Origin of the sequence: Nostocoides sp. F2B08 (assembly GCF_009184895.1) — a bacterium.
Classification (GTDB): Bacteria; Actinomycetota; Actinomycetes; order Actinomycetales; family Dermatophilaceae; genus F2B08.
Window position 1 is genome coordinate 1 of the sequence record NZ_WESE01000002.1, and the last position, 23,515, is coordinate 23,515.

General features: G+C 69.6%; 25 protein-coding genes and 1 tRNA gene. 6 read left to right on the forward strand and 20 right to left on the reverse strand.

Annotated elements, in window-relative coordinates:
* The first annotated feature begins 468 nt into the window (after positions 1-468).
* Positions 469-1,224 (forward strand): alpha/beta fold hydrolase, encoded by a 756-nt coding sequence (locus GA707_RS03565; RefSeq protein WP_193315158.1) that lies wholly within the window; start codon positions 469-471, stop codon positions 1,222-1,224.
* Between the two features lie 222 nt (positions 1,225-1,446).
* Here GA707_RS03565 and GA707_RS03570 read toward each other — a convergent pair whose 3' ends face one another.
* The 7 genes from GA707_RS03570 to GA707_RS03595 all read right to left on the reverse strand — a co-directional run bounded on the left by GA707_RS03570 (position 1,447) and on the right by GA707_RS03595 (position 6,914).
* Complete coding sequence (locus GA707_RS03570; RefSeq protein ID WP_152177080.1) at positions 1,447-1,791, reverse strand: antibiotic biosynthesis monooxygenase; 345 nt, start codon at positions 1,789-1,791, stop codon at positions 1,447-1,449.
* Between the two features lie 95 nt (positions 1,792-1,886).
* Positions 1,887-2,393: a DinB family protein gene (locus GA707_RS03575; RefSeq protein ID WP_152177081.1), complete on the reverse strand. Its 507-nt coding sequence runs from the start codon at positions 2,391-2,393 to the stop codon at positions 1,887-1,889.
* Positions 2,394-2,580: 187 nt separating this feature from the next.
* Positions 2,581-2,736, reverse strand: coding sequence for a hypothetical protein (locus tag GA707_RS20710; protein WP_193315159.1), 156 nt, complete (start codon positions 2,734-2,736; stop codon positions 2,581-2,583).
* 186 nt (positions 2,737-2,922) lie between these two features.
* Positions 2,923-2,995, reverse strand: a tRNA-Thr gene (locus GA707_RS03580).
* Positions 2,996-3,056: 61 nt separating this feature from the next.
* Entirely contained in the window at positions 3,057-4,736 is a 1,680-nt protein-coding gene (locus GA707_RS03585) for a threonine/serine exporter ThrE family protein (protein WP_193315160.1), read from the reverse strand.
* Positions 4,733-6,373 (reverse strand): serine/threonine-protein kinase, encoded by a 1,641-nt coding sequence (locus tag GA707_RS03590; protein WP_226963504.1) that lies wholly within the window; start codon positions 6,371-6,373, stop codon positions 4,733-4,735. Before GA707_RS03590 ends, GA707_RS03585 begins: the two co-directional genes overlap by 4 nt.
* A gap of 112 nt (positions 6,374-6,485) precedes the next feature.
* Positions 6,486-6,914: a CBS domain-containing protein gene (locus tag GA707_RS03595; protein WP_152177083.1), complete on the reverse strand. Its 429-nt coding sequence runs from the start codon at positions 6,912-6,914 to the stop codon at positions 6,486-6,488.
* Between the two features lie 308 nt (positions 6,915-7,222).
* On the opposite strand from GA707_RS03595, the gene GA707_RS03600 reads away from it, so the two are divergent.
* A complete protein-coding gene (locus tag GA707_RS03600; protein WP_152177084.1) occupies positions 7,223-8,326 on the forward strand; it encodes an ABC transporter ATP-binding protein in 1,104 nt (367 codons plus the stop codon).
* A gap of 104 nt (positions 8,327-8,430) precedes the next feature.
* Positions 8,431-9,675 carry a DUF4032 domain-containing protein gene (locus tag GA707_RS03605; protein WP_152177085.1) on the forward strand — a complete coding sequence of 415 codons (1,245 nt, stop codon included), beginning with the start codon at positions 8,431-8,433 and terminating at the stop codon, positions 9,673-9,675.
* Between the two features lie 91 nt (positions 9,676-9,766).
* Here the strand turns inward: GA707_RS03605 and GA707_RS03610 are convergent, their stop codons facing one another.
* The 6 genes from GA707_RS03610 to GA707_RS03635 all read right to left on the reverse strand — a co-directional run bounded on the left by GA707_RS03610 (position 9,767) and on the right by GA707_RS03635 (position 15,069).
* On the reverse strand, positions 9,767-10,207 hold the full coding sequence (locus GA707_RS03610) for a DUF2752 domain-containing protein (protein ID WP_193315161.1): 441 nt from the start codon (positions 10,205-10,207) through the stop codon (positions 9,767-9,769).
* Between the two features lie 11 nt (positions 10,208-10,218).
* On the reverse strand, positions 10,219-10,551 hold the full coding sequence (locus GA707_RS03615) for a DUF4190 domain-containing protein (RefSeq protein ID WP_152177087.1): 333 nt from the start codon (positions 10,549-10,551) through the stop codon (positions 10,219-10,221).
* Positions 10,552-10,629: 78 nt separating this feature from the next.
* Positions 10,630-11,604 carry a 23S rRNA (guanosine(2251)-2'-O)-methyltransferase RlmB gene (gene rlmB / locus GA707_RS03620; protein ID WP_152177088.1) on the reverse strand — a complete coding sequence of 325 codons (975 nt, stop codon included), beginning with the start codon at positions 11,602-11,604 and terminating at the stop codon, positions 10,630-10,632.
* Position 11,605: 1 nt separating this feature from the next.
* Entirely contained in the window at positions 11,606-13,132 is a 1,527-nt protein-coding gene (gene cysS, locus GA707_RS03625; protein WP_152177089.1) for a cysteine--tRNA ligase, read from the reverse strand.
* A gap of 149 nt (positions 13,133-13,281) precedes the next feature.
* Positions 13,282-13,926 carry an MBL fold metallo-hydrolase gene (locus GA707_RS03630; RefSeq protein ID WP_152177739.1) on the reverse strand — a complete coding sequence of 215 codons (645 nt, stop codon included), beginning with the start codon at positions 13,924-13,926 and terminating at the stop codon, positions 13,282-13,284.
* A gap of 51 nt (positions 13,927-13,977) precedes the next feature.
* A complete protein-coding gene (locus GA707_RS03635) occupies positions 13,978-15,069 on the reverse strand; it encodes an S-(hydroxymethyl)mycothiol dehydrogenase (protein WP_152177090.1) in 1,092 nt (363 codons plus the stop codon).
* Positions 15,070-15,286: 217 nt separating this feature from the next.
* Here GA707_RS03635 and GA707_RS21070 point away from each other — a divergent pair, with 217 nt between their 5' ends.
* On the forward strand, positions 15,287-15,601 hold the full coding sequence (locus GA707_RS21070) for a transcriptional regulator (protein ID WP_226963505.1): 315 nt from the start codon (positions 15,287-15,289) through the stop codon (positions 15,599-15,601).
* A 29-nt stretch (positions 15,602-15,630) separates the two neighbouring features.
* Here the strand turns inward: GA707_RS21070 and GA707_RS03645 are convergent, their stop codons facing one another.
* The 4 genes from GA707_RS03645 to GA707_RS03660 form a co-directional block, all read right to left on the reverse strand.
* Positions 15,631-17,094 carry a protealysin inhibitor emfourin gene (locus GA707_RS03645; RefSeq protein WP_152177092.1) on the reverse strand — a complete coding sequence of 488 codons (1,464 nt, stop codon included), beginning with the start codon at positions 17,092-17,094 and terminating at the stop codon, positions 15,631-15,633.
* A 65-nt stretch (positions 17,095-17,159) separates the two neighbouring features.
* Complete coding sequence (ispF, locus tag GA707_RS03650) at positions 17,160-17,648, reverse strand: 2-C-methyl-D-erythritol 2,4-cyclodiphosphate synthase (protein WP_152177093.1); 489 nt, start codon at positions 17,646-17,648, stop codon at positions 17,160-17,162.
* Complete coding sequence (gene ispD / locus GA707_RS03655; protein WP_226963506.1) at positions 17,645-18,352, reverse strand: 2-C-methyl-D-erythritol 4-phosphate cytidylyltransferase; 708 nt, start codon at positions 18,350-18,352, stop codon at positions 17,645-17,647. Before ispD ends, ispF begins: the two co-directional genes overlap by 4 nt.
* A 30-nt stretch (positions 18,353-18,382) precedes the next feature.
* Positions 18,383-18,865, reverse strand: coding sequence for a CarD family transcriptional regulator (locus GA707_RS03660; protein WP_152177094.1), 483 nt, complete (start codon positions 18,863-18,865; stop codon positions 18,383-18,385).
* Positions 18,866-19,119: 254 nt separating this feature from the next.
* On the opposite strand from GA707_RS03660, the gene GA707_RS03665 reads away from it, so the two are divergent.
* On the forward strand, positions 19,120-19,617 hold the full coding sequence (locus tag GA707_RS03665) for a hypothetical protein (RefSeq protein ID WP_152177095.1): 498 nt from the start codon (positions 19,120-19,122) through the stop codon (positions 19,615-19,617).
* A gap of 125 nt (positions 19,618-19,742) precedes the next feature.
* Here GA707_RS03665 and GA707_RS03670 read toward each other — a convergent pair whose 3' ends face one another.
* Together GA707_RS03670 and GA707_RS03675 are read right to left on the reverse strand one after the other, a co-directional pair.
* Positions 19,743-20,441, reverse strand: a complete 699-nt coding sequence (locus tag GA707_RS03670; protein ID WP_152177096.1) for a response regulator transcription factor — start codon at positions 20,439-20,441, stop codon at positions 19,743-19,745.
* Positions 20,438-21,775 carry a cell wall metabolism sensor histidine kinase WalK gene (locus GA707_RS03675; protein WP_226963507.1) on the reverse strand — a complete coding sequence of 446 codons (1,338 nt, stop codon included), beginning with the start codon at positions 21,773-21,775 and terminating at the stop codon, positions 20,438-20,440. The genes GA707_RS03670 and GA707_RS03675 overlap by 4 nt, the downstream gene beginning before the upstream one ends.
* Positions 21,776-22,043: 268 nt before the next feature.
* Between GA707_RS03675 and phoU the strand changes: the two genes are divergently transcribed.
* A complete protein-coding gene (gene phoU, locus GA707_RS03680) occupies positions 22,044-22,733 on the forward strand; it encodes a phosphate signaling complex protein PhoU (RefSeq protein WP_152177097.1) in 690 nt (229 codons plus the stop codon).
* Positions 22,734-22,765: 32 nt separating this feature from the next.
* Here the strand turns inward: phoU and GA707_RS03685 are convergent, their stop codons facing one another.
* Entirely contained in the window at positions 22,766-23,506 is a 741-nt protein-coding gene (locus GA707_RS03685; protein ID WP_152177098.1) for a phosphoglyceromutase, read from the reverse strand.
* Positions 23,507-23,515 lie beyond the last annotated feature (9 nt).

The following is a 23,515-nucleotide window of genomic DNA, read 5'->3' on the forward strand; positions in this document are numbered from 1 at the left end:
GCCGCCACCGGGCGGCGCGACCAAGGAACATCCAGTGGAACCCTCCCGGCAGCGAGGCCGGGAGGTCACCCCTGCCCCGACATCACCACCCGAGACTCATCCTCGCGAGGCCAACACCCAAAACGTCATCGGTGGATCCGGGCTTAGAGCAGGGCAGACCCCTCTGGAGCCACACCATCGCCACGGTGTCCGGCGGGACCGCAAACCGAAAGAGAGCCACACCGATCACGCTGGTGGGCAGCCGGATAAAGAGCAACCCGCCGGACACCTGGATCGAGTCTGGCCAGACACCGGCCCTACCCACAAGCATCCAAGTAGCCGGATATGGCCGCGCCCAGGGGCATATCGCTGTGCTCCATACTGAGAGGCGTGGCGGGCCTTTATCGTTCCTCTGTCGGCCAGGCTCGGGTGCGGAACTGGTGTTCGGCACGGCTTTCTAGCTGGGATCTCCCGCACGAGGATCACGAGATGGGCACATCCTGCGGACAGACTCATGTCGTCTCCGTCGGGGCCGGTGACGGTGTCTGCATCTATCTGCCGGGCACGAACTTCAACGCCGCGACCAGCACGGTTGCGATCGACGCGCTCGCCTCCGGCTGTCGGGTCTACGCCGCAGACCTGCCTGGGCAACCAGGTCTGAGTTCGGCGGCCAGACCAGGTCGCCAGGCCCGAGGCTATGCGGGGTGGGTGACGGAGCTGATCGCCTGGGTCAGACACCGGCACCGCCGGGAACGTCTCGTGCTCGCCGGGCACTCCCGCGGAGCTGCCGTGGCCTTGTCTGCCGACCCGCACGACGTCCAAGGCTTAGCTCTACTTTCTCCGGCTGGCCTGACGACTGTGCACCCGTCCATGGAGATGCTGCGAGCCACCGTGCCCTGGATCGTGCGTCGCGACCAAGCCGGCGCCAGGCGCCTGCTCGAATACATGTCCGGGCCCGGACACACCCCGAGCGACGACCTGGTCGAGTGGATGACGCTGGTCTCCCAGGCCTGTCGGACGACCGGCGCTCCGGGGCCGCTATCGAAGGAGGACCTCATCAGATGGAAGGGTCACGATGTGCTGGTCGCGGTCGGCGAGAACGACGTGTTCTTTCCCGTTAGCACGCTTCGAGAGCCGTCGAGATCCATGCTCGGACAGGAACCGATCGTCGTCCCCGGCGCCGGTCACCTCCTCGTCGATGAGGAGTCCGTGCTGATCTCACAGATCGTGACAAGCCTGCTCTGATGTGGCGCTGTTCCATCGGTCGATGACCCTTTGAACCCAGAGCGTCACAGTCAAGGGTGGCCCTTCTCGCCGATAGTCCGCCGCCTCCGTCCTTCGGCGACCGACCAGGGGTGAACCCGCGTCTCACCTTCGTCCCGTCCTGGGAGCCTTCGCTTCTACGTACCACGGCTCGACCACCCGGACGTGGGCATACCCCGACACCCCGGCGCCTTGAGCGGTGGGCTACGACCCACCTTCACGGTCAGCGGCCAGATGATTCTCGACGACATCGAAATGCGCCGAGTGCTCATCGAAGTGCGACAACAGGGCCCGCGCCTGTGGGGGTACGACGCTGCCGAGCCCATCGCCGCCGGCGAACTCCCGCACCCCATCCCAATCGTCGAAGGTCATGATTGTCACGAACTGGACCTCCGTTCCGGACGGTTCGCGTTCTCGCAGGATCTCGGTCGCACGAAGGCCAGCGATTCGCCGAGCTGTGATGCCTGGAACGATCGTGGTGTTCAGCAGGTGCTCGTATTCGTCAGCGTTGTCCACGCTCGTCCACCCGCGCCAGACCCGCTTGATCATGACTCCTCCTCGGTACCCGGCCAACCTGATTGTCGCCGCACGGCCAAAGGTGCCGCAACCCTCGACCACCCGGAAGGAACTGCAAGAGGGTGTGCTCAGATTCCGGTTGATCCGTCGAGGGTCTCGCGAATGATGTCCGCGTGCCCTGCATGCCGGGCCGTCTCTTGGATCATGTGGAACATGACGTAGCGCAGGTTGCACTCGATGATGTCGGTCCTGGTGCATGGGCTGTCCAGATCCATCGATGCCACGACAGCGTGCGACTGCGCGATCTGTTCGCGGTACTCCGCGACCCAGCCCTCCACCGTGTCGCTCTCATTGACCATCATGTCGGCGTCGAGGGGTTCGGGTCGCACCTCGGGCCAGCCGTCGGGAAGTTCACGGCCGGCCATGATGACCTGGAACCATCTCTGCTCCCATGTCGCCGCATGCTTGACCAGCCCAAGCAGCGACAGCGAACTCGCCGTCGGCGCCTCCCGTGCCAGCGCATCATCGAGCCCTTCGATCTTCCTGATCAGCCCCTCGCGTTGTGCGTCGAGATTCATCGCGAGGGCCTCGCGCTCCGAGTCAAGTGCGAGCAACTGGGTGTGATGGACGGGCACGCGGGGATGCTAGCGACGTTCGTGGCACGCGCGCTAACCGACACCAGGACGAGAGCTGACCGCGTCGATTCCCCCCAGGCTGTCGCTCGCCAGACAGCTGGCCTGATCGCGGATGGCATCGCTGTGGGCAGAGCGCATCGAACGGATGCCTACTCCGGATCACGACCGTCACGCGCCTCGAGGTAGGCTACTGCGCCCGCACCGCCAAGGACGCCCGCTCGATGTTGACCAGCACGCATGTCGCGGCGATGCCGGTGGAGTACCCGACCCCGAGCATCGAGGCCCACGCCGTGCAGGTGCAGGTGCTCTTGGTCGGAGAGGATCGACATCGCGAGCCCTCCATCCTCGACATCATCATCGCCGCAACAGCAGAACTGGCCGGACTGACCCTCCCTCACCTGGACAAGGAGTTCGCGCTCATCGCCACCATCACGGGCCAACGCAACGAGCGACTCCGGATGTGGGCATTCCGCCGGAGAGTCGCAACGAACTCGCCGAGGGAAGCGGCGACTGCACACTGTGACATGAGAGCTGGAGAAGGGACTCGAACCCTCAACCACCTGTTTACAAGACAGGTGCGCTACCGATTGCGCCACTCCAGCGGGCCCCGGCACGGGACCTCAGCAGTGTAACCAGCCTGGGGCCGGTCACCTGATGGTCGACTCAGCCCTGACGGCGGCGGCGATGGTCCCACCGGGCACGGCTCAGTCGACGTCCGACCGGGTTCATCATGATGTCTCCGAGCGTGGTGCCGGTGGCGATGGCCAGGAGGGTGGCCATCGCACCGAGCAGGGTGGTGATGCCGGACTGGACCGACAACGTGCCCGCGAACGGCCCGGAGGAGACCACCATCTCGTAGAGGCCGCGGAAGATGGTGAGCCCTGGGAGCAGCCCGAAGCTCGACGGGATGATGACCGTCAGCGCCGGGGCCCCGGCCCGTGTGGCGATCAATGCCCCGAGGACGCCCACGAAAACGGCTCCCACACCGACCGAGCTGGACTGTCCCATGCCGACGACGTCGGACATGGTGCGGTAGACGAGGACGGCCCCGGCCGAAAGCAGGGCGATCGGCACGAGGAGGAGGCGACGGCTGAGCACGGTCACCGAGGCGAAGAGGCCGAGCACGAAGGCACCGATGACCGCACTCGACAGTGGAGCACCGAACGTGCGCAGGTCCAGCACCTCGGGTGAGACGAAGTCGGACTCGAGTGCGTTCGCAACGGCCAGGGTCAGCGAGAGTGATCCCGCCACACCGATGATCAGTCCCGAGGTGTTGAGGAGCACCGCCAGCATCCGACCGGCACCTGTGACCTGGTAGCCGGAGATGACGTCCTCGACCGCTGACGCCATCGCTCGCCCTGGAAGCAGGACGACGATGCCGCCGGCGACCATGTAGGCGAAGTCGGCAACGGACAGCGGGAGCCAGTCCCGGATGCCGGCGACGTAGGCCAGCCAGGCCAGGCTTGTCGCGATGAAGCCGCCCGCGGCGACCTGGTAGAACTCGGGGAAGCCGTGGTTGCCGAGGACCCTGGTGCTGCGGTGGACCACCATGGCCGAGCCGATGGTGATGAGCACAGCGACGAAGCCGGCCCCGAGCATGAACGTCACGGCCCCGGCGAAGACCCCGGTCGAGATGAGAACCATCCAGTCCGGATAGTTGCGGCGGTGGATCTGGATCCGGCGCAGCCGGTCCCGCACGACAGGCGCGTCGAAGCCATCGGCCACGATCTCCTCCACGAGCCGGTGGATGCCATCGAGGCGGGCGAAGTCCTGGCGGGAGCCCTGGACCACGCGCAACCGGGTGATGGTCTGACCGTCGCTGAGCACACACTGCATGAGCAGCGACTGCAGCGTGATGTCGACATCCAAGCGCCGCAGACCCGCAGCGGCCCCCACCGCGACGATGCTCGCCTCGACCTTCGACGCCGCCGCACCGCAGCGCAGCATGAGTTCGCCGAGCCGCAGGGCGATGTCGATCGCCTCACCGGCAGCCTGGACCTCGCTCTCGGAGGCGGTGAGCTCCTTGGGAGACCGCGACATCCGGTACGGAGTGTGCCGAAGCCGGTCGACGATCGGCATCGGCTGGGTCGGGGTGTCTCCGTGCCACAGCCGGCTCCGCCCGTCCTCCCGCTGCTGCTCCCTCGCGGTATCGGCCGCCGCGGCCACTGGACCCTCGTCGCGCCGGACCTCAGCCCCGCCGCCCCCCGCCGGGTCAGCCGGCTCCGACGGGCCGGTCGGCTCGACGACAGGGTAGATGCCGCGGTCGGCCGCCGGGTCCGGCCGGTCGCCGACGTCCTGGAGCCCGACCGGCTCGGTCTCGGGGCCCGTCTCCGGGTCCCTCACGGCAGCTCGGGCGGCCCGGAGGAGGGCCACCAGGTCGGTTGCAGCTCGGCGGTCGTGGTGAGCCAGATGATCGAGCCGAGGGCGATGACGCCGAGGACGATGAGGAACACCTGACGCGCTGTCTGGGTGGGGGTGAGCCCTCGCACCAGGCTGCGTGTCCCGCGCCGCAGGCTCGCGCCACCCGGCCCCCACCATGAGGCAAGGACGCCGCCCACGGCGCCCGCGGCGAGTGGGAGGGGCCGGATCGGCTCGATGAGTCCCCCGGTGCCTGCAGACACGAGGAAGGCCACGGTGAACATGACGCCCACCGCGACGATGAGTGGCACGATCGAGAACACGAGGGAGCCGAGCAACCCGAGCACGAAGTGCAGCGGGCTGGCCGCGACCGCGAGCGGCACGTCGGAGCGGCGCACGCCGCGTTCGGTGCGGCGCAGGATCAGGCTGGTCACCGAGCGGTCCGCCGTCCGGGCGAGAGCGCCGAGGGAGACGAGCAGGCCGAACGCGAACAGCGGCGCCGCGGCCGCCAGCGCGGTCAGCATCGCGCCGACCGCAGCGATCTCGCCGCTGCGCCCGGGACGCCCGATGCGCGGGTCCACCCCGGCCGGGGCGCCCATCGCGGCCTCCCAGTCGCTGACCCCGTTGGCGATCGGAGGGTATGCGGTGGCCGGGGCCCGCCCGGGGTCCTGCGCCGGGGGCGGTGGCGGCGGTGGCGGGTCGGAGGACACCGGCCCAGCGTCCGGAGGTGGTGGCGGCGGATTGTCGATGACCTGCGTGTGGGCCGACCACCGGGTTCCGTCGGCGACCGGCTCGCCCGCCGCATACCGGCGGAGTGCCTCGACCACCTCGGTGCTGCTCGGGCGGTTGTCCGGATGCGGGTCGAGTGCCGCCCGCAGGAGCGGCCGCAGCCCGGGGTCGGTGTCGCGCAGGTCGCTCTCGCCGCGGGCCACGCGCGCGAGGACCGCCTCCATGGGTCCGCGGCCGAACGGCGGCCGGCCGGTGGCGGCGAACGCCAGCGTCGCGGCCCAGCCCCACCAGTCGGTCGCCTCGGAGACCTCGGCTCCTTCGACGATCTCCGGCGCCAGGTACCCCGGTGTCCCCATGACCAGCCCGGTCATCGTCAGCCGGATGTCGTCCACCGCATGCGCGATGCCGAAGTCGATGAGGACCGGCTCTCCGTCGACGACGAGGACGTTTCCGGGTTTGAGGTCGCGATGGATCACTCCCGCCGCGTGGATGGCGTCGAGGGCGCCGGCAAGGCCCTCCGCGAGGCGAGTGAGGTCGTCGCCGTCCATCGGGCCGTGCTCGGCGACGTAGTCGTCCAGTGGCGGGCCGGGGACGTACTTCGTCACGAGGTACGGTCGTGGGCCGTCGAGGTCGGCGTCGAGGACGGGTGCGACGTTGGGATGGCGGACGATCTCGAGGGTCTCGACCTCGCGCGCGAGTCGGGCCCTCGCGTCGGGGTCGTGGGCGACGTGCGGGCGGAGCACCTTGATGGCGACGGCTCGGCCCTGTCGGTCCAGGGCGAGGTGGACGACTCCCATGCCGCCCTCGCCGAGCTGCTGGACGAGGCGGTAGGGACCGAGGCGTGAATGCTCGGCCAGGGGCGGCTCGTTGCCGTCCATCACCTCGGTTTCCATGTCACCACGGTACGTCCCCACGGCGCTCTGGACCGAGTTCCGCCTTCGCCGAGGGCGACGCGTCGAGTCCGCGAGAGACACCTCCCGGCCGAAGGCGTCGGCCGGCGGCGGTCTACTGGTTGATGTAGGAGGCCAGCTGGTCGCGCTCGGACTGCAGGTGCACGATCCGGTGCTTGACGACGTCGCCGATCGAGACGATGCCGATGAGGCGACCCTCCTCAACGACCGGGACATGCCGGATTCGGCGCTCGGTCATCGTCGACTCCAGGTCGTTGACGTGGTCGTGCCGTGAGCACGTGTGCACCTCGGTCGTCATGATGGCGCTCACCGGCCCGTCGAGGCAGGGCGCGCCCCTCGTGTGAAGGTGGCGCACGACGTCCCGCTCCGACACGATGCCGTCGACAGTGTCACCCGTCTCGGAGACGACGACCGCGCCGATCCGGTGCTCATCGAGCAGGGCGAGCAGGTCCATGACGCTGGCATCCGGCCTGATCGTGATGACCCCGTCACCCTTGTGGCGCACGATCTCGGAGATCTTCATGGCTGCTCCTGACTCGTCGGCGGAGGAACACGTCGGCGTTGTGGGTAGAACCCTAGTGTCCACCGCAGGGACATGCCACACATAGCGGCGCACGTCTCAGCCCACGGCGAGCACCGCATACGGAAATGTCTGCGGGACGGGCGGGACGCCCGTCGAACACACCCGCACGAACGTTGGGCGGCGATTGCACACGGACCCCCTGGACACGGCATACTGGTGAAACCGCTTACACAGACGTGAGTGGCTGCATCCTGATGCAACGGATCGTCCGGCACGTACCTGCCGGCTGAAGGAAAGGCAATGACGCCATGGCAACAGTCCGATTCGACAAGGCGACGCGCATCTACCCAGGCGCGGACAGCCCGTCGGTCGACAAGCTCGACATCGACATCGCGGACGGGGAGTTCCTCGTCCTCGTCGGCCCCTCCGGATGTGGCAAGTCCACCTCCCTCCGGATGCTCGCCGGCCTCGAAGAGGTCAACGAGGGCAAGATCTGGATCGGTGACCGTGACGTCACCAACCTCTCCCCCAAGGACCGTGACGTGGCCATGGTCTTCCAGAACTACGCGCTGTACCCGCACATGACGGTGGCGGACAACATGGGCTTCGCGCTCAAGATCGCCGGCGTCGACAAGTCGGAGATCCGCAGGCGCGTCGAGGAGGCGGCCAAGATCCTCGACCTCGAGCCCTACCTCGAGCGCAAGCCGAAGGCACTCTCCGGTGGCCAGCGCCAGCGCGTCGCCATGGGTCGCGCGATCGTGCGCTCGCCCCAGGTGTTCCTCATGGACGAGCCCCTGTCGAACCTCGACGCGAAGCTCCGCGTGCAGACGCGCACCCAGATCGCCTCGCTCCAGCGTCGGCTCGGGGTCACGACGGTCTACGTCACCCACGACCAGGTCGAGGCGATGACGATGGGCGACCGGATCGCGCTGCTCAAGGACGGCATCCTCCAGCAGGTCGCCAGCCCGCGCGAGATGTACGACAAGCCCGCCAACGTCTTCGTCGCCGGGTTCATCGGCTCGCCTGCCATGAACCTCCTCTCCGTGCCCGTGACCCAGGACGGTGCGAAGTTCGGCACCCACCGGCTCGATATCGGCCGTGACGAACTGGCCAACGCCGGCAGCAAGGTCGTCGTGGGCGTGCGGCCCGAGGACGTCGAGGTCCGCACCGACAACGACGGCCTCGAGATCGAGGTCGACGTCATCGAGGAGCTCGGCGCGGACGCCTACGTCTACGGAAGTCCGGTCAGCAAGGACATCCACCTAGAGGGCAGTGACGAAGAGGGCGAGCGCCCGTTCATCGCCCGGGTGGACGGCCGCAACGTGCCGCGCAAGGGAGAGCACATCTTCGTCTTCCCCAAGCCGCAGCACATTCACGCGTTCAACCAGGAGACCGGCGCCCGGCTCATCTGACCGCCCGACTGCTCAGCGGTGGGCCGACTCAACCGACGGGTCGGCCCATCGCTGACGTCGGACCGGGCTGACAGCCGAGGCGGGACGACACCGAGGAGACCGTCGTGGCACTCGAGATCACGGCCGCCCGGGCCGATCCGGCCCTGCTCGACCTGCCCTGGGACACCCCGCTCGAGGAGTGGCCCGACGAGATCCTCGCGGCATACCCCCGCGGCATCTCTCGGCATGTCGTCCGCTTCGTCAAGCTCTCCGGCCGCGTGCTCGCGATAAAGGAGATCAAGACCGACATCGCGCGGCGCGAGTACGAGATGTTGCGCAACCTGCGGCGACTCGACCTGCCGAGCGTCGAACCGTTCGCCGTCATCAGCGGTCGGGTCTCTCGCGACGGTGAGCAGTTGGACGGGGCGCTGATCACCCGCCATCTCCAGTACTCGCTCCCCTACCGCGCGCTCTACAGCCAGTCCCTGCGCAAGGGAACGGCGAGCCGGCTCATCGACGCCCTCGCCGTGCTGCTCGTGCGTCTGCACCTGGCCGGCTTCTGGTGGGGCGACGTGTCGCTCTCCAACACCCTGTTCCGTCGTGACGCCGGCGCCTTCGCGGCGTATCTAGTCGATGCCGAGACCGGAGAGCTGCGGGTCCAGCTGTCGGACGGACAGCGGGAGCACGATCTCGACATCGCCCGGGTCAACATCGCCGGCGAGCTCATGGACCTCGAGGCGGGTGGCCTGCTCCAGGAGGACCGCGACCCGGTCGAGGTCAGCGAGCGCATCATGACCCGCTATCGCGAGCTCTGGAGCGAGCTCACCGACACCGAGATCGTGGACACCGGCGAACGGTGGCGGGTCGACGAGCGGATCCGCCGGCTCAACGCGCTCGGCTTCGACGTCGGCGAGCTCGCGATGACGACGGACATCGACGGTACCTCGATCCAGATCCAGCCCAAGGTCGTCGACGCCGGTCACCACTCGCGCCGGCTTCTCCGCCTCACCGGTCTCGACGTCCGCGAGAACCAGGCCCGCCGGCTGCTCAACGACCTGGACTCCTACCGGGCCGCGCTCGGTCGTCAGGCCGACGACGAGGAGAACGTCGCCTTCGACTGGCTGCACGAGATCTATGAACCGCTGGTGCGCTCGGTCCCCAAGGAGCTGGCGCGCAAGATGGAGCCGGCCGAGTTCTTCCACGAGCTCCTCGAGCACCGGTGGTACCTCGCGGAGAAGCTCAAGCGGGATCTGTCGCTCCCGGAGGTCAAGGAGGACTACCTCGCCAACGTCCTGCCGACGAAGCCGGACGAGAAGGAGGTCGTCGGCGTCGATACCGTCGAGATGCCGGTCGTCGCCTGGGACGACTGACGGCGTCCGGCGGGTGGCATGTGGTGCCGAACGGCGCCTGCACGCACCACCTGGCACCACATCGGGGCTCGACCGGCATCAGGGCCGAGGGCTACACCGGCGAGATGAAGTCCAGGCCGGGCAGGTTGCGGACCACGCCATAGACGATGACGGCGATTCCGATCGTGATCGGCACCCATGACGGCGGGTTCCACACGAACCTCTCGCCGCGCCAGCGCAGCACGACCCATCGAATGAAGACGAGCGCGAGAATCAGCAGCAGCGGCGGCATGATCGGGTTGCGGGCGAACGACTCCACCAGGTCGCCGTTCGCGAGACTGTGCATCGACCGCAGCGACCCGCAGCCGGGGCAGTACAGCCCCGTCACCGCGAACAGGGGGCAACTCGGGTAGTTGCCCGACGCATACGGGCTGACCGAGCCGATGTAGGTGAACGCCGCCGCCGTGCCGGCGACGATCATCGCCGGCGTGCGCAGCCGGGCGACCCGGTCCGCCTGCTGCGGACCGGGTCGCTCGACCGTGCGGGTGTTCATGGAGTCCATCGTCACATGGAGGAGTCCAGGCCCCCGCTGAGGGCGGCAAGGCCACCGAGGAACACGAGCCAGATGATCGACAGGACGAGCAGAACGGTGCCGATGATGCCGAGGATCCGGCCGATCTGGACGATCTGTCGGTTCGAGTAGCGACCGGGCGAGGCGTCGATCTCCTTGAGCGCGTTGTTTCCCATGAGCCATGCGGCGATGCCGAGCGGGCTGCAGCAGACGAGCGAGAGGATGCCGAGAATGAGGATCGTCATCCCCTTCGGGTGGTCGACCGCACCCGGTCCGCCACTCGGCGGGGGCGGGGGCGGCGGCGGGGTGGAGCCGTAGTCAGACATGAAGACCTTCCTGGTAGATCGTGCCGCCGGGTCGAGGTCCCCCGGCCGGAGGCACGGTGCGTTCGTGCGTCAGCGATCCTAGCCGCGGCCGGAGCGTCGGCGCGCGATCTCGTAGAGTGTCACGCCCGCGGCGATCCCGGCGTTCAGCGACTCGGCAGAGGACGACATGGGGATCGAGACGATCTGGTCACACGTCTCCCGGACGAGCCTCGACAGGCCCTTGCCCTCGGAGCCGACGACGACGACGAGCGGCTCGGAGGACAGCTCCAGACCGGGAAGGTCCACGTCACCGTCCATATCGAGGCCGATGACGAAGAAGCCCGCCTTGCGGTACTCCTTGAGCGTGGTCGTCAGGTTGTTGGCCTGTGCGACCGGGATGCGGGCGGCCGCCCCGGCGCTGGTCTTCCACGCCGAGGCGGTCATCCCGACGGAGCGGCGGGCCGGGACGACGACGCCGTGCCCGCCGAAGGCACCCACCGAACGGATGATGGCGCCGAGGTTGCGGGGGTCGGTGATGCCGTCGAGGGCGACGACGAGGGGGATGCCCGGAGCTTCGGGATCGACGAAGTCGCTCGGGTGTGCGTACGCGTAGGGGGGGACCTGAATCGCCAGCCCTTGGTGGACGGCGCCGTCGGTGAGCCGGTCGAGCTCGCCGCGGGGGGTCTCGAGAACGGGGATCGTGCGCTCGGCGGCGATCTTGAGCGCCTCCTTGACGCGATCGTCGCTCTCGATCCGGCCGGCGATGTAGAGCGTCACGACCGGCACCTCTGCCCGGAGCGCCTCGACCACGGCGTTGCGGCCGGCGACGATCTCGCTGCTGGCCCGCTCACGGCGAGGCGGACGCGAGCCGCCCCGGCCGGATCCGCCGCCGTCGCGGCCCGTGCCGGCGGGCCGGGCCTTCTTGTAGGCCTTGTGGTTCGGCCGCTCGGCGGCCTTGGGGGTGGGGCCTTTGCCCTCGAGGCCCTTGCGGCGCTGGCCGCCGGAGCCGACGATGGCGCCCTTCTTCGAGCCGGACCGGCGCACGGCGCCTCGGCGTGATGAGTTACCGGCCATATCAGGCCTCCGAGTCGTCGGTCGTGGTAGTGCTGGTCGTTGTGGTACTGGCCGGCGCAGCGGTGGAGGTCGCAGCAATGGTCGTCGTGCTGGGAGTGGGCGGCGCGGCGAGCGACCACCGCGGCCCGGTCGGCGTGTCCTCGATGACGATGCCCGCCGCCGTGAGCTCGTCGCGGATGGCGTCGGCCGTGGCGAAGTCGCGGTCCGCGCGAGCCTGCGCCCGCGCCGCCAGCCGACCCTGGATCAGGGAGTCGAGAGCGCCGGTCGCATCGGGACCCTGAGGACCCCCCGCGTTCGACTGCCAGGCCGGGTCGAGCGGGTTGACCCCGAGGACGTCGGTCATCGCGACGACGAGGTATGCGGCGGTCCGGGCCGCGTCCGTCTCGCCTCGGTCGAGAGCGCTGTTGCCGGCGCGCACGGTCTCGTGGACGACGGCGAGAGCACCGGGCACGCCGATGTCGTCGTCCATCGCGGTGACGAACGCCTCCGGGAGCGCTTCGTCGCCCGTCGGCAGGTGCGTCACGAGGTCGGGCAGTGCCCGGGACAGGAAGCCTTCGATCCGTTCGACCGCGGCTTGGGCCTCGTCGAGGGCGCCGTCGTGGTATTCGATCATGGAGCGGTAGTGCGCGGCCGTGAGGTAGTAGCGCAGCACCAACGGCCGGACAGTGCGGGTGAGCTCGGTCACGGCGAGCGCGTTGCCGAGCGACTTGCCCATCTTCGAGCCCTTGACCGTCACCCACGCATTGTGCAGCCAGTAGCGGGCGAAGCCGAGGCCGGCGGCCTGGGACTGGGCCTGCTCGTTCTCGTGGTGGGGGAAGCGCAGGTCCACGCCCCCACCATGGATGTCGAAGGTGTCACCGAGGTACTTGCGGGCCATCGCGGAGCACTCGAGGTGCCAGCCCGGACGCCCCGGCCCGAAGGGCGTCGGCCAGGACGCGGTCTCCGGCTCGCTGGGCTTGCGGCCCTTCCACAGCGCGAAGTCACGCGGGTCGCGCTTGCCGCGCGGATCGGCGTCCTCGGCGTCGGACATGTCCTCGAGCCGCTGCCGGGTGAGCGAGCCGTAGGCGGGCCAGGACCGGACGTCGAAGTAGACGTCGCCACTGCCGTCCTCAGCGGGGTAGGCGTGGCCTTTGTCGATGATCGTCTCCATGAGCTGGATCATCTCGGGCACGTGCCCTGTGGCCCGCGGCTCGTAGGTCGGCGGCAGGACCCCGAGGAGCCGCAGCGCCTCCGCCGTCTCCACCTCGTTGCGATAGCTGAGCGCGTACCACTGCTCGCCGGAGTCGGCCGCGCGGGCGAGGATCTTGTCGTCGATGTCGGTGACGTTGCGGATGAGGTCGACCTCGTAGCCGTGACCTCGTTCGAGCCACCGCCGCAGCACGTCGAACGACACGGCGAAGCGGACGTGACCGATGTGCGGAGCACCCTGCGTCGTGAGCCCACAGATATACAACCCGACCCGGCCCGGGGTCAGCGGCGTGAACTCGCGCAGCGAGCGCGTCGCGGTGTCGTGGAGGTGCAGACTCACCCGCCCAGCCTACCGGCGCACCGCGGGCTCCCCTTTCTCTCCCCAACCGGCAAAGGGATCCTTCACCACGGCAACTAAGCGTGGTGAAGGATCCCTTTCTCTCCCCAACCGGGAAAGGCGAGCGAGCCGACCGACGCCCGGAGAGCCGATCAGTGACCGCGGTCGATCCACTCCTGCAGGTGCGGCTTCTCGGCGCCGATGGTCGTGTGGTCGCCATGGCCCGTGAGCACCAGGGTCTGGTCGGGTAGTGACAGCAGCCGGGACGAGATGGAGTCGATGATCGTCGGGAACGAGCTGTAGGAGCGTCCTGTCGCGCCGGGTCCGCCCTCGAACAGCGTGTCGCCGGAGAACACGACTCCGAGGGCCGGGGCATAGAAGCAGCAGGCGCCCGGCGAGTGGCCCGGGGTGTGCAGCACCTCGAGGGCGACGTCGCCGACCATGACGCGGTCGCCGTCGGCGAGGTCGTGGTCCGGCTCGACCTCGATGACGGCGTCCCACAGCATGCGGTCGTCGGGATGGATCTGCACCTCGGCGCCGGTGAGGTCCTGGAGTGCGACGACGGCGTCGATGTGGTCGTTGTGTCCGTGGGTGCACAGGATCGTCGAGAGGACCCGGTCGCCGACGGCCGCCTTGATGGCCTGCGCGTCATGAGCCGCGTCGATGACGACGCACTCGCTGTCGTCGCCTACCACCCAGACGTTGTTGTCGACCTCCCACGACCCCCCGTCGAGCTCGAAGACGCCCGAGGTGACGACCCGGTCGATGCGCACGCCGCCTGCCGAGGCGGGCAGCATCAGCTGGTTCGGGTCGCCGGACTGCTTGATGTTCTCCGACACGGATCCTCCTCAGGAGTCGATGATGACGACGGACCGCAGCACGTCTCCGCGGTGCATCTTCTCGAACGCCTCCTCGACATCGCCGATGCCGATCTTCTCGGTGACGAACGCGTCGAGGTCGAAGCGACCCTGGCGGTACAGGTCGACGAGCATCGGGAAGTCCCGCTTGGGGAGGCAGTCGCCGTACCAGCTCGACTTCAGTGACCCTCCCCGGCCGAAGATGTCGATCATCGGCAGCGTCACCTGCTTGTCCGGGGTGGGGACGCCGACGAGGACGACCGTGCCGGCGAGGTCACGCGCATAGAACGCCTGCTCGTAGGTCTCCGGGCGGCCGACCGCCTCGACGACGACGTCGGCGCCGAAACCGCCGGTGAGCTCGCGAATGCGCTCGACGGCGTCCTCGGTGGAGCTGTTGACCGTGTGCGTGGCGCCGAACCGCTCGGCGTGCTCGAGCTTGCGGTCGTCGACGTCGACCGCGATGATCGTCGTCGCGCCACTGACCTTGGCGCCCTGGATCGCCGCGTTGCCGACGCCGCCGCACCCGATGACCGCGATGCTGTCCCCGAGGCCGACGCCGCCGGTGTGCACGGCGGCACCGAAGCCCGCCATCACGCCGCACCCGAGGAGACCGACCGCCGCTGCGTCCGCGTCGGGGTCGACCTTGGTGCACTGGCCCGCGGCGACGAGCGTCTTCTCGGCGAAGGCACCGATGCCGAGCGCCGGGGTCAGCTCGGTGCCGTCGGTGAGCGTCATCTTCTGGGTCGCGTTGTGCGTGGCGAAGCAGTACCACGGCTTGCCCCGATGGCACGCGCGGCAGTTGCCGCACACCGCCCGCCAGTTGAGGATGACGAAGTCACCGGGCGTCACCTCGGTCACCCCGTCACCGACCGCCTCGACGACTCCGGCAGCCTCGTGTCCGAGGAGGAACGGGAACTCGTCGTTGATGCCACCGTCGCGGTAGTGCAGGTCGGTGTGGCAGACCCCGCACGCCTGGATGGCGACCACGGCCTCACTCGGACCGGGGTCGGGGATGACGATGTCCGTGAGCTCGACGGGCTGGCCCTCGGCGCGGGCGATGACGCCCTTGACGGTCTGCGGCATGGCGGCTGGCTCCTGTGCTGTCGGTGGTGCGTGTCGATGCGGTGGTTCTCGCACGGGCGGCTGCACGCGCAGCGACCGTGCTCAGTGTCGCCTCCCACTGTTGTATGCGGTGCGCGCCTCAAGCAAGCACGTGCCGGTCGATCGCGACCACGGCCGAGCACGAATTGCCCGACCTACGCCTTTCCCGAGCGGAAACTCATCGGCCTACGATCGAGCCGTGAGTCCCCATCCACGCTTCGACCGCGTCATCCACGAACCCAACCGGCTGCAGATCTGCGCACTGCTCACGCCACGCCCGAGCATGGAGTTCGCCGAGCTCCGCGACGAGCTCGGCCTCGCCGACGCCGCGCTGTCCAAGCACCTCAAGGCCTTGGAGACGGCGGGCTACGTCACGCTGCGCAAGGCCCTCTCCGACGGCCGGATCCGCACCTCGGTCGCCATCACCCCCGCCGGGCGGGAGGCGGTCTGCGGGCACGTGTCCGAGCTCCAGCGGCTGGCGCGGGTCGTCTCGCCACGGTCACGCGCACGCTGAGCCACGCGCGGCCGGCCGGCGACCTTCGGCTACCGATCGGCCTCGAGAGCCCGGTCGAGCAGCTCCCGGGTGGGCTCGTCCAGGGCCGTCTCGGGAACCTCGACATCGACCGGGGGTTCGTCGCAGCAGACCGCGTAGCTGTACCGGTCGGCGGCCCCGGCCCGCTCGGCGCGGGCGGCGGCAGCGCGCAGCTCCGGACCGGTGAGCAGCTCCGCCCAGGCCCGGGCGTCGGCGGGCTCGAGCTCGTCGAGGCGCACCCGACGTTCGCGGACCAGGCCGGTGAAGCCACCCGACCTGCGGACCAGGACTTCGGCGTCGACGACTCCCGACACTGCGGACCCGGGCGGCGGGGTGGCCCGGTCCGAGGGCGCGCCCGACCCCGCCGCAACGACGCCGACAGCCTGCCACGCCTCCCGGACGGCACCATGCTCGACCGATTCCGTGCCGAAACGGCGGGCGGCGGCACTCTCTGTCAGGGCGGCGAAGGTGGCGAAGTCGCAGTCGGCGTCGATGTCTCCGGTGATCGCGTCGACCCAGATCCTCCCCGCCCGCTCCCACGCGAAGCCCCCGATCGCGGTCGCCGCCAGGACGAAAGCCCGGTTGGGGATCCCCGAGTTGATGTGGACGCCGCCGTAGTCAGCCGCGGTGACGACGAAGTCGTCCATGTGCGCCGGCTGTGGGTCGCGCCCCAGCCTCGGGTCGTCGTATGCGGTGCCCGGCTCCCGCATCGACCGCAGCGCGACGCCGCTCACGCCGGGGAGAAGAAGGTCCGCGCCGACGAGCCAGTCGGCTTGATCGGCGCGCTGCCCGAGCTCGCGCTGGACGACGAGGACCCCGAAGACGTCCGAGACGTGCTCGTTGAGCGCTCCCGGCTGGCCCCGGTAGACCAGTCCGGAGGTGTACTGGGTGACTCCGTGCGCGAGCTCGTGACCGATCACGTCGAGGCTCGCCGTGAAGCGATCGAAGATCACCCCGTCGCCGTCGCCGAACACCATCTGGTCGCCGTCCCAGAAGGCGTTGTCGTAGCCCCGGCCGTAGTGGACGGTGGCCAGCAACGGCAGGCCGCGGCCGTCGAGGCTGTCCCGGTCGTACTCCGCCCACCAGAGTGCGTGGGTGGCACCGAGTCCCGCATAGGCCTCGTCGACGGCGATGTCCCCGGTAGCCGGGTCACCCTCGCCACGCACCCGCTCGCCCGGCAGGCCGGTCCCGCCCCGGGCGTCGAAGACGGTCCGGTTCGGCCGGCCTGCAGCCGCCTCCACACCCGAGGGCACCTGCTCGGTCTCCGGCCGCGGTGGGGCGGCGGTCGGCGAGCCGCGGTGTCGACGCAGTTCCGCGTCCTGCTCCATGGTCAACCGCGCGTGACGCTGCAGGACCGGGTCGCCAGAGGCCTCGAGCGCCTCCAGGACATAGGGCGGGATGATCGTGCAGGGGTGCACCGTTCGCCGGGGCGGCCCGGAGTCGCGGCGCGACCGGTGCGGTGATGAGGAAGCCATAGCCACACTCTGCCGGACGGCGCCGACAGCCGCCCGGCGCCCACCGGTCGTCACCGGCCCGCGGCTCACCCGATCGGCACGACCAGCGCCGTCGCGATCGCGGCGATGCCCTCGTTCCGGCCGGTCAGGCCCAGCCCGTCGGTCGTCGTCCCACTCACCGACACCGGCGCCCGGGCCGCCGCGCTGAGCGCCGTCTCCGCCTCCGCACGTCGTGAGCCGATGCGCGGTCGGTTGCCGATGACCTGCACGGCGATGTTGCCGATCTCGAAACCCGCCGCACGGACGAGCCGGGCCGCCTCGGCGAGGAGAGTCACGCCCGAGGCGCCGGCCAGCTCAGGACGGTCGGTCCCGAAGTGCGAACCGAGGTCACCGATCCCGGCGGCGGTGAAGATCGCGTCACAGGCCGCGTGCGCCGCGACGTCGGCGTCCGAGTGTCCTTCGAGCCCGCGCTCCCCCGGCCAGTGCAGCCCGGCGACCCAGAGCTCGCGCGCGGCCCCGGCCACCGCATACGCATGGACGTCGGTGCCGATCCCCACCCGTGGCGTGCCGGTCATCGGTCTCCTTCCGCGACCAGCGCGCGAGCGCGCTCGAGATCGTCCGTGGTCGTGATCTTGAGCGCGAGCGGGTCGCCCTCGACGACCACCACGTCGTGCCCGAACAGTTCGACGAGAGCGGCGTCGTCGGTCGCCTGCAGGTCACTGGCGTACGCCGCGCGGAGCAGATCCGCCGCGAAGCCCTGCGGCGTCTGGACGGCCCGCAGGGCCCCGCGGTCGGGGGTTCCGGTGATGACCCCGCGCGCGTCCACCGTCTTGATCGTGTCCACGACGGGTATGCCCGGGACGGCTCCCGAGGCGCCCGCGGCCACGGCGGAGATCACGCGCTCGAAGACACCGACCGGGGTGAGGCACCGTGCGGCATCGTGCACCAGGACGATGTCGCACTCGGGCGCCAGGGCGGCCAGGCCGGCCCGAACCGAGTCGCTGCGCTCGGCCCCTCCGGGGACCACGGCGGTCGTGACCGGACCGGCACCGCACGCGCGGCCGACGACGGAGCACGCCTCAGCGAGGAGATCCTCCGGGACGACGACGACCAGCGCCGATGCTCCGGCGGCGAGGGCACCTTCCAGAGCGCGCTGTAGGAGTGTCTTGCCGGCCAGCTCGACGAAGGCCTTCGGGCGTCCGGCCCCGAGCCGGCTGCCGCTGCCGGCCGCAACGAGGACGACGCCGACGCTGTGGTGCACAGCGTCGGCGTCGGTCACGTGAGGCGGGACGAGATCACTCGCCGTCGATCAGGAGGCGAGGACCTCGTCGAGGATCGTCTCGGCCTTCTCCTCATCGGTCTTCTCGGCGAGCGCGAGCTCGGAGACCAGGATGTGGCGGGCCTTGGCGAGCATGCGCTTCTCCCCGGCCGACAGGCCGCGGTCCTTGTCGCGGCGCCACAGGTCGCGCACGACCTCGGCGACCTTGATGACGTCACCGGAGGCGAGCTTCTCGAGGTTGGCCTTGTAACGGCGCGACCAGTTGGTCGGCTCCTCGGTGTAGGGGGCCCGGAGGACCTCGAACACGCGGTCCAGACCCTCCTTGCCCACGACGTCGCGGACTCCGACGAGGTCGCAGTTCTCTGCTGGTACTTCGATGGTGAGATCGCCCTGCGCGACCTTGAGCTTGAGGTACTGCTTCTCAACGCCCTTGATCGTGCGGATGTTGATCTCTTCGATCAGAGCCGCACCGTGGTGCGGGTACACGACCGTTTCGCCGACCTTGAAAACCATGTGGTGTTATCCCCTTTCGCGGGTGTCCAGTTTAACACGCCACGCCCGGGGGCGGCGGTCGTCGAGACCGCATCACTGCTGCTCACGAGCCCCTCGGTGCCCTCACCAGGGGAGTCTCGGACTTCGTGACCAGGCTTGACTTCCATGCGAATTCATGTATCCACGCGAGACGCGACGCCGTCCCGCATCCGCTCTCTCATGGTCCCGCAACGGTAGTCCGACTGGGGCCCGGAGCGGGGCGGTACTGTATCCCCGTGACCTCGACGACGATCTCCGCACCCCGCCGCGGCCGCCGCGTTCTCGCCGCTGTGAGCGCCCTCGCCGCTTCCGCGCTGCTCTCCGGATGCGCCGTGTTCTCGCCGATGGCGACGGAGATCCCCTACAACCCGGGCGATGGCGTCTCGGTGACGGTCGACGCGGTCGAGGTCCGCGACATCATCGTCATCGGCACCGAGGAGGGCGCCGAGGCCACGATCTCCGCGTATCTCGTCAACAACTCCGATGACGATGTGACGGTCACCTTCCAGGCCGAGGGAGCGTCCCCGGCAACCATCGAGGTCCCGGCCAACGCCGCCCTACAGGCATCTCCTCCCGGCGACGCCGGTCTGACGATCGACAGCCTGCCGGTCGCACCCGGAGCGATCGTCCCGATGCAGGTGCAGGTGGATGAGGGCGCGCCGGCTCTGGTGAACTCGCCGACGGTGTCGGCGAGCGTCCCGCTCTACACGGAGTTCGCGCCGAGCGAGGGCTGAGGGCGAGACGTCCGAGCACCACGAGGGATGATGGGTCCACGCACGTTCCAGGCCGTGCTTGAACCCATCCGTCGTGAGGGCTGGGAGGGCCACAACCATGCGTCGTCGCCGCCTACCTCGCCGGCTCAGACCGCCGACTGCGGGTCCGCCTCGAACTTGTAGCCCAGACCCCGGACCGTGATGATGTGCCGCGGCGTCGCGGGGTCGGTCTCGATCTTGGCGCGCAGGCGCTTGATGTGGACATCGAGGGTCTTGGTGTCGCCCACGTAGTCGCTGCCCCACACCCGGTCGATGAGCTGACCCCGGGTCAGGACGCGCCCCGCGTTGCGCAGCAGCATCTCGAGCAGCTCGAACTCTTTGAGCGGCAGGTTCACCTGGGTGCCGCCGACGGTGACGACGTGGCGCTCGACGTCCATCCGGACGGGTCCCGCCTCGACCGTGGCGGGCACCAGCTCCTCCGGCTCCGCCAGCCGGCGCAGCACGGCCTTGATGCGGGCGAGCAGCTCACGCGAGCTGTAGGGCTTGGTCACGTAGTCGTCCGCGCCGAGCTCGAGTCCGACGACCTTGTCGATCTCGCTGTCCTTGGCAGTCAGCATGATGATCGGCACGCTCGAGTGAGCGCGCAGGCGTCGGCAGACGTCGACCCCGGACATCCCGGGCAACATGAGGTCGAGCAGCACGAGGTCCGCCCCGTCCGCGTCGAAGCGGGCGACCGCATCCGGACCGGTCTCGGCCACCGTAACGTCGTAGCCCTCCTTCTCGAGCAGGTACGACAGCGGCTCCGAGAACGATGCCTCGTCCTCGACGAGGAGTATGCGGGTCATGCGGTCCTGGCTCCTTGGTCGGATGTGGTCGAGGGGATCTCGGGTCGACCGCGGGCATCGGTCGGTGGGTTGCGGGCGGCCCGGCTGATCGTTCCGAGATCGGCGGACTCCGCCGACCCGTCGTCCTCGGGGTCGACCTCGCCGCCGTCGTCATCGGGGCCCGTATGCAGGGGCAGGCGGATCGTGAACGTCGCGCCCTTGCCCTCCTGGCTCCACACCGAGACGGTGCCGCCGTGGGTCGAGCAGACGTGCTTGACGATGGCCAGACCGAGGCCGGTGCCGCCGGTCGCACGCGAGCGGGCGGGGTCGATCCGGTAGAAGCGCTCGAAGATCCGGTCCTGCTCCGCAAGAGGTATGCCGCGGCCGTGGTCGGCCACGACAACCTCGACGGTCTCGCCCCGGCGCGCGGCCCGGACGGCCACACGAGTGCCCGGCTCGGAGTAGTTGACGGCGTTGCTCACGAGGTTTCGGACCGCGGTCACGAGCAGGTCCTCGTCGCCGAACGTCGTCAGACCCGGCTCGACGACCGTGTCGATGGCGATGTCCCGGGACTCGGCGGCCACCGCGGTGGAGTCGACCGCCTCCCGGACCACGGTGGCGATGTCGACGCGCCGGGGCTCGTGCAGGGAGTCGGCGGCCTGGAGCCGGGTGAGGTCGACGATGTCCGTCACGAGGCGGCCGAGTCGTCGGGACTCGACCTGCATCCGGGATGCGAAGCGCTCCACGGCAGCCGGGTCGTCCTTGGCGTCGAGGACCGCCTCGGCGAGCAGCGACAGTCCCCCGACCGGAGTCTTGAGCTCGTGGCCGACGTTGGCGACGAAGTCCCGGCGGACCTGCTCGACCCGCTGCTCGTGGGTCCTGTCCTGGATGAGGATGACCACGTGGTGCTCGTCGAGCGGAGCCACCCGCACGACCATGACGAGAGGCTCCCCGTCGTCGCCGGGCTCGCTGAGCCCCCGGCCGATCCGTAGCGTCTCCTCGCGGATGACGCGCTGTTCCCGCACCTCGCGAACGAGTCTCTTGATCTCGTCGTGGACGAGGACGTTTCGCCGCACCAGACCGTAGGCCGACGCAGAGGGTGAGGCCGAGAGGACGAGGTCGGACGGGTCGACCACGATGGTCGTCGACGAGAGCACGGAGAGGACGGCGCCGGCTCCCGGGGGCAGCGTCCGCGAGACCGGGTCGGCTCCGGAGCCGGCGTCGGTGGCCACGTCATCGGACCGGCTCACGCCCGCGCCTGCTGCCGCGCCTCGGCGACGGCTCATCAGCAGCCAGACTGCCCCGGCGGCGACGGTGGCGCCGATGAGGATGCCGAGGAGGAGGTCGACGGTCACGCGTCCCAGCGTACGCAGCGGTCGGGCAGGCTAGGTCCTGGCATCGACCGCTCACGTGCACCCCACCAAGTGTTCACCTGCCCTCTCATCCGCGTTCACCGTGGGGTGGCAGCGTGCCTGATGCGCGGTCGGCCGCTCGCGCGCGCCCATCTCCGCGAACTAGGTTGGGGGAGCCGACGGCCGCAGCGGCTCGCAACCACGACCAGCGACGCCCGCCACCCGACTCGAACCGACCATCCGACGCATCTGAACATCGAAGGACGCATTCATGCGGGACGCATTCCACGAGGACCTCGACCGGATCTCCGACCAGCTCGTCGAGATGACCCGACTGGTCAGTTCGGCCATGTCGCGCGCCACGACCGCGCTGCTCGACGCCGACATCACGCTCGCCGAGCAGGTCATCGAGAACGACGCGCGCATCGACGCGCTCCGTGAGGAGCTCGACATGCGGGCGATCGACCTGCTCGCCCGGCAGCAGCCCGTCGCGACGGACCTGCGCATCGTCGTCACGGCGATGCGGATGAGCAGCGACATCGAGCGCATGGGCGACCTTGCCCGGCACGTCGCCAAGGTGGCTCGGCTGCGCTTCCCCCACTCGGCCGTGCCGGCCGACCTGCGGGCGACGATCCTCCAGATGGGGCAGGTCGCGGAGCGAATCGTCGAGAAGGCCGGGTCGATCATCGCCGCGAAGGACGCCCAGGCGGCTCTGACGCTCGAGAAGGACGACGACGCGATGGATGACCTCCACCGCGAGCTGTTCGCCCGACTCGCCGACGACACGTGGCCGCACGGCACCGAGACGGCCGTCGACATCACGCTCGTCGGCCGCTACTACGAGCGCTTCGCCGACCACGCGGTCTCGGTCGCCCGCCGCGTCATCTTCCTCGTCACCGGCGAGTGGGAGCCCGAGGCCCTCACGGACCACGAGGAGGCCGAGGACGGCTACGGCGACTGAGCCGTCGGCGCTCGGTCCTCGGACCGGGGCGGCTACTTGCCCTGGTTCGCCACCGCGGCTGCAGCGGCGGCCGCCGCCTCGGGGTCGAGGTAGCGCGCCGGCTCGCTCGGCATGAAGTCCTCCCCGAGCGTGTAGAGCAGCGGCATCCCGGTCGGGATGTTGAGGCCGGCGATGTCCTCGTCGGAGATCTGGTCGAGGTGCTTGACCAGGGCCCGCAGGCTGTTGCCGTGGGCGGCGACGAGCACCGTGTGGCCGGCCTTGAGGTCGTCCTGGATCGGGCCCTCCCAGTACGGCATCATCCGGGCGATGACGTCCTTGAGGCACTCGGTGCGGGGCACCTCGATCCCGGCGTACCGGGGGTCGTCGGTCTGGGCGTACTCGTCGTCTGGCTCGATCGGCGGCGGCGGGGTGTCGAAGCTGCGCCGCCAGAGCATGAACTGCTCGTCTCCGTACTTCTCCCGGGTAGCGGCCTTGTCGAGACCCTGCAGCGCACCGTAATGGCGCTCGTTGAGCCGCCAGTCGCGCCGCACCGGGATCCAGTGCCGGTCGCACACGTCGAGGGAGATGTTGGCCGTGGTGATCGCCCGGCGGAGCAGGGAGGTGTGGACGACGTCCGGGAGCAGACCGGCCTCGGCCATCAGCTCACCGCCGCGCACCGCCTCCGCTCTGCCCTCCTCGGTGAGGTCGACGTCGACCCATCCGGTGAAGAGGTTCTTCGTGTTCCAGTCGGAGACGCCATGACGGAGGAGGACCAAGGTGTACGGAGCGCTCATGCCCCGAGC

Coding starts and splice junctions, on each gene's coding strand:
- GA707_RS03565 (WP_193315158.1), top strand. CDS start 469: ATGGGCACATCCTGCGGACAGACTCATGTCGTCTCCGTCGGGGCCGGT.
- GA707_RS03570 (WP_152177080.1), bottom strand. CDS start 1,791: ATGATCAAGCGGGTCTGGCGCGGGTGGACGAGCGTGGACAACGCTGAC.
- GA707_RS20710 (WP_193315159.1), bottom strand. CDS start 2,736: ATGGAGGGCTCGCGATGTCGATCCTCTCCGACCAAGAGCACCTGCACC.
- GA707_RS03590 (WP_226963504.1), bottom strand. CDS start 6,373: ATGGAAACCGAGGTGATGGACGGCAACGAGCCGCCCCTGGCCGAGCAT.
- GA707_RS03595 (WP_152177083.1), bottom strand. CDS start 6,914: ATGAAGATCTCCGAGATCGTGCGCCACAAGGGTGACGGGGTCATCACG.
- GA707_RS03600 (WP_152177084.1), top strand. CDS start 7,223: ATGGCAACAGTCCGATTCGACAAGGCGACGCGCATCTACCCAGGCGCG.
- GA707_RS03610 (WP_193315161.1), bottom strand. CDS start 10,207: ATGAACACCCGCACGGTCGAGCGACCCGGTCCGCAGCAGGCGGACCGG.
- GA707_RS03615 (WP_152177087.1), bottom strand. CDS start 10,551: ATGTCTGACTACGGCTCCACCCCGCCGCCGCCCCCGCCCCCGCCGAGT.
- rlmB (WP_152177088.1), bottom strand. CDS start 11,604: ATGGCCGGTAACTCATCACGCCGAGGCGCCGTGCGCCGGTCCGGCTCG.
- GA707_RS03630 (WP_152177739.1), bottom strand. CDS start 13,926: ATGCTGCCCGCCTCGGCAGGCGGCGTGCGCATCGACCGGGTCGTCACC.
- GA707_RS03635 (WP_152177090.1), bottom strand. CDS start 15,069: ATGCCGCAGACCGTCAAGGGCGTCATCGCCCGCGCCGAGGGCCAGCCC.
- GA707_RS03645 (WP_152177092.1), bottom strand. CDS start 17,094: ATGGCTTCCTCATCACCGCACCGGTCGCGCCGCGACTCCGGGCCGCCC.
- ispF (WP_152177093.1), bottom strand. CDS start 17,648: ATGACCGGCACGCCACGGGTGGGGATCGGCACCGACGTCCATGCGTAT.
- GA707_RS03660 (WP_152177094.1), bottom strand. CDS start 18,865: ATGGTTTTCAAGGTCGGCGAAACGGTCGTGTACCCGCACCACGGTGCG.
- GA707_RS03670 (WP_152177096.1), bottom strand. CDS start 20,441: ATGACCCGCATACTCCTCGTCGAGGACGAGGCATCGTTCTCGGAGCCG.
- phoU (WP_152177097.1), top strand. CDS start 22,044: ATGCGGGACGCATTCCACGAGGACCTCGACCGGATCTCCGACCAGCTC.
- GA707_RS03685 (WP_152177098.1), bottom strand. CDS start 23,506: ATGAGCGCTCCGTACACCTTGGTCCTCCTCCGTCATGGCGTCTCCGAC.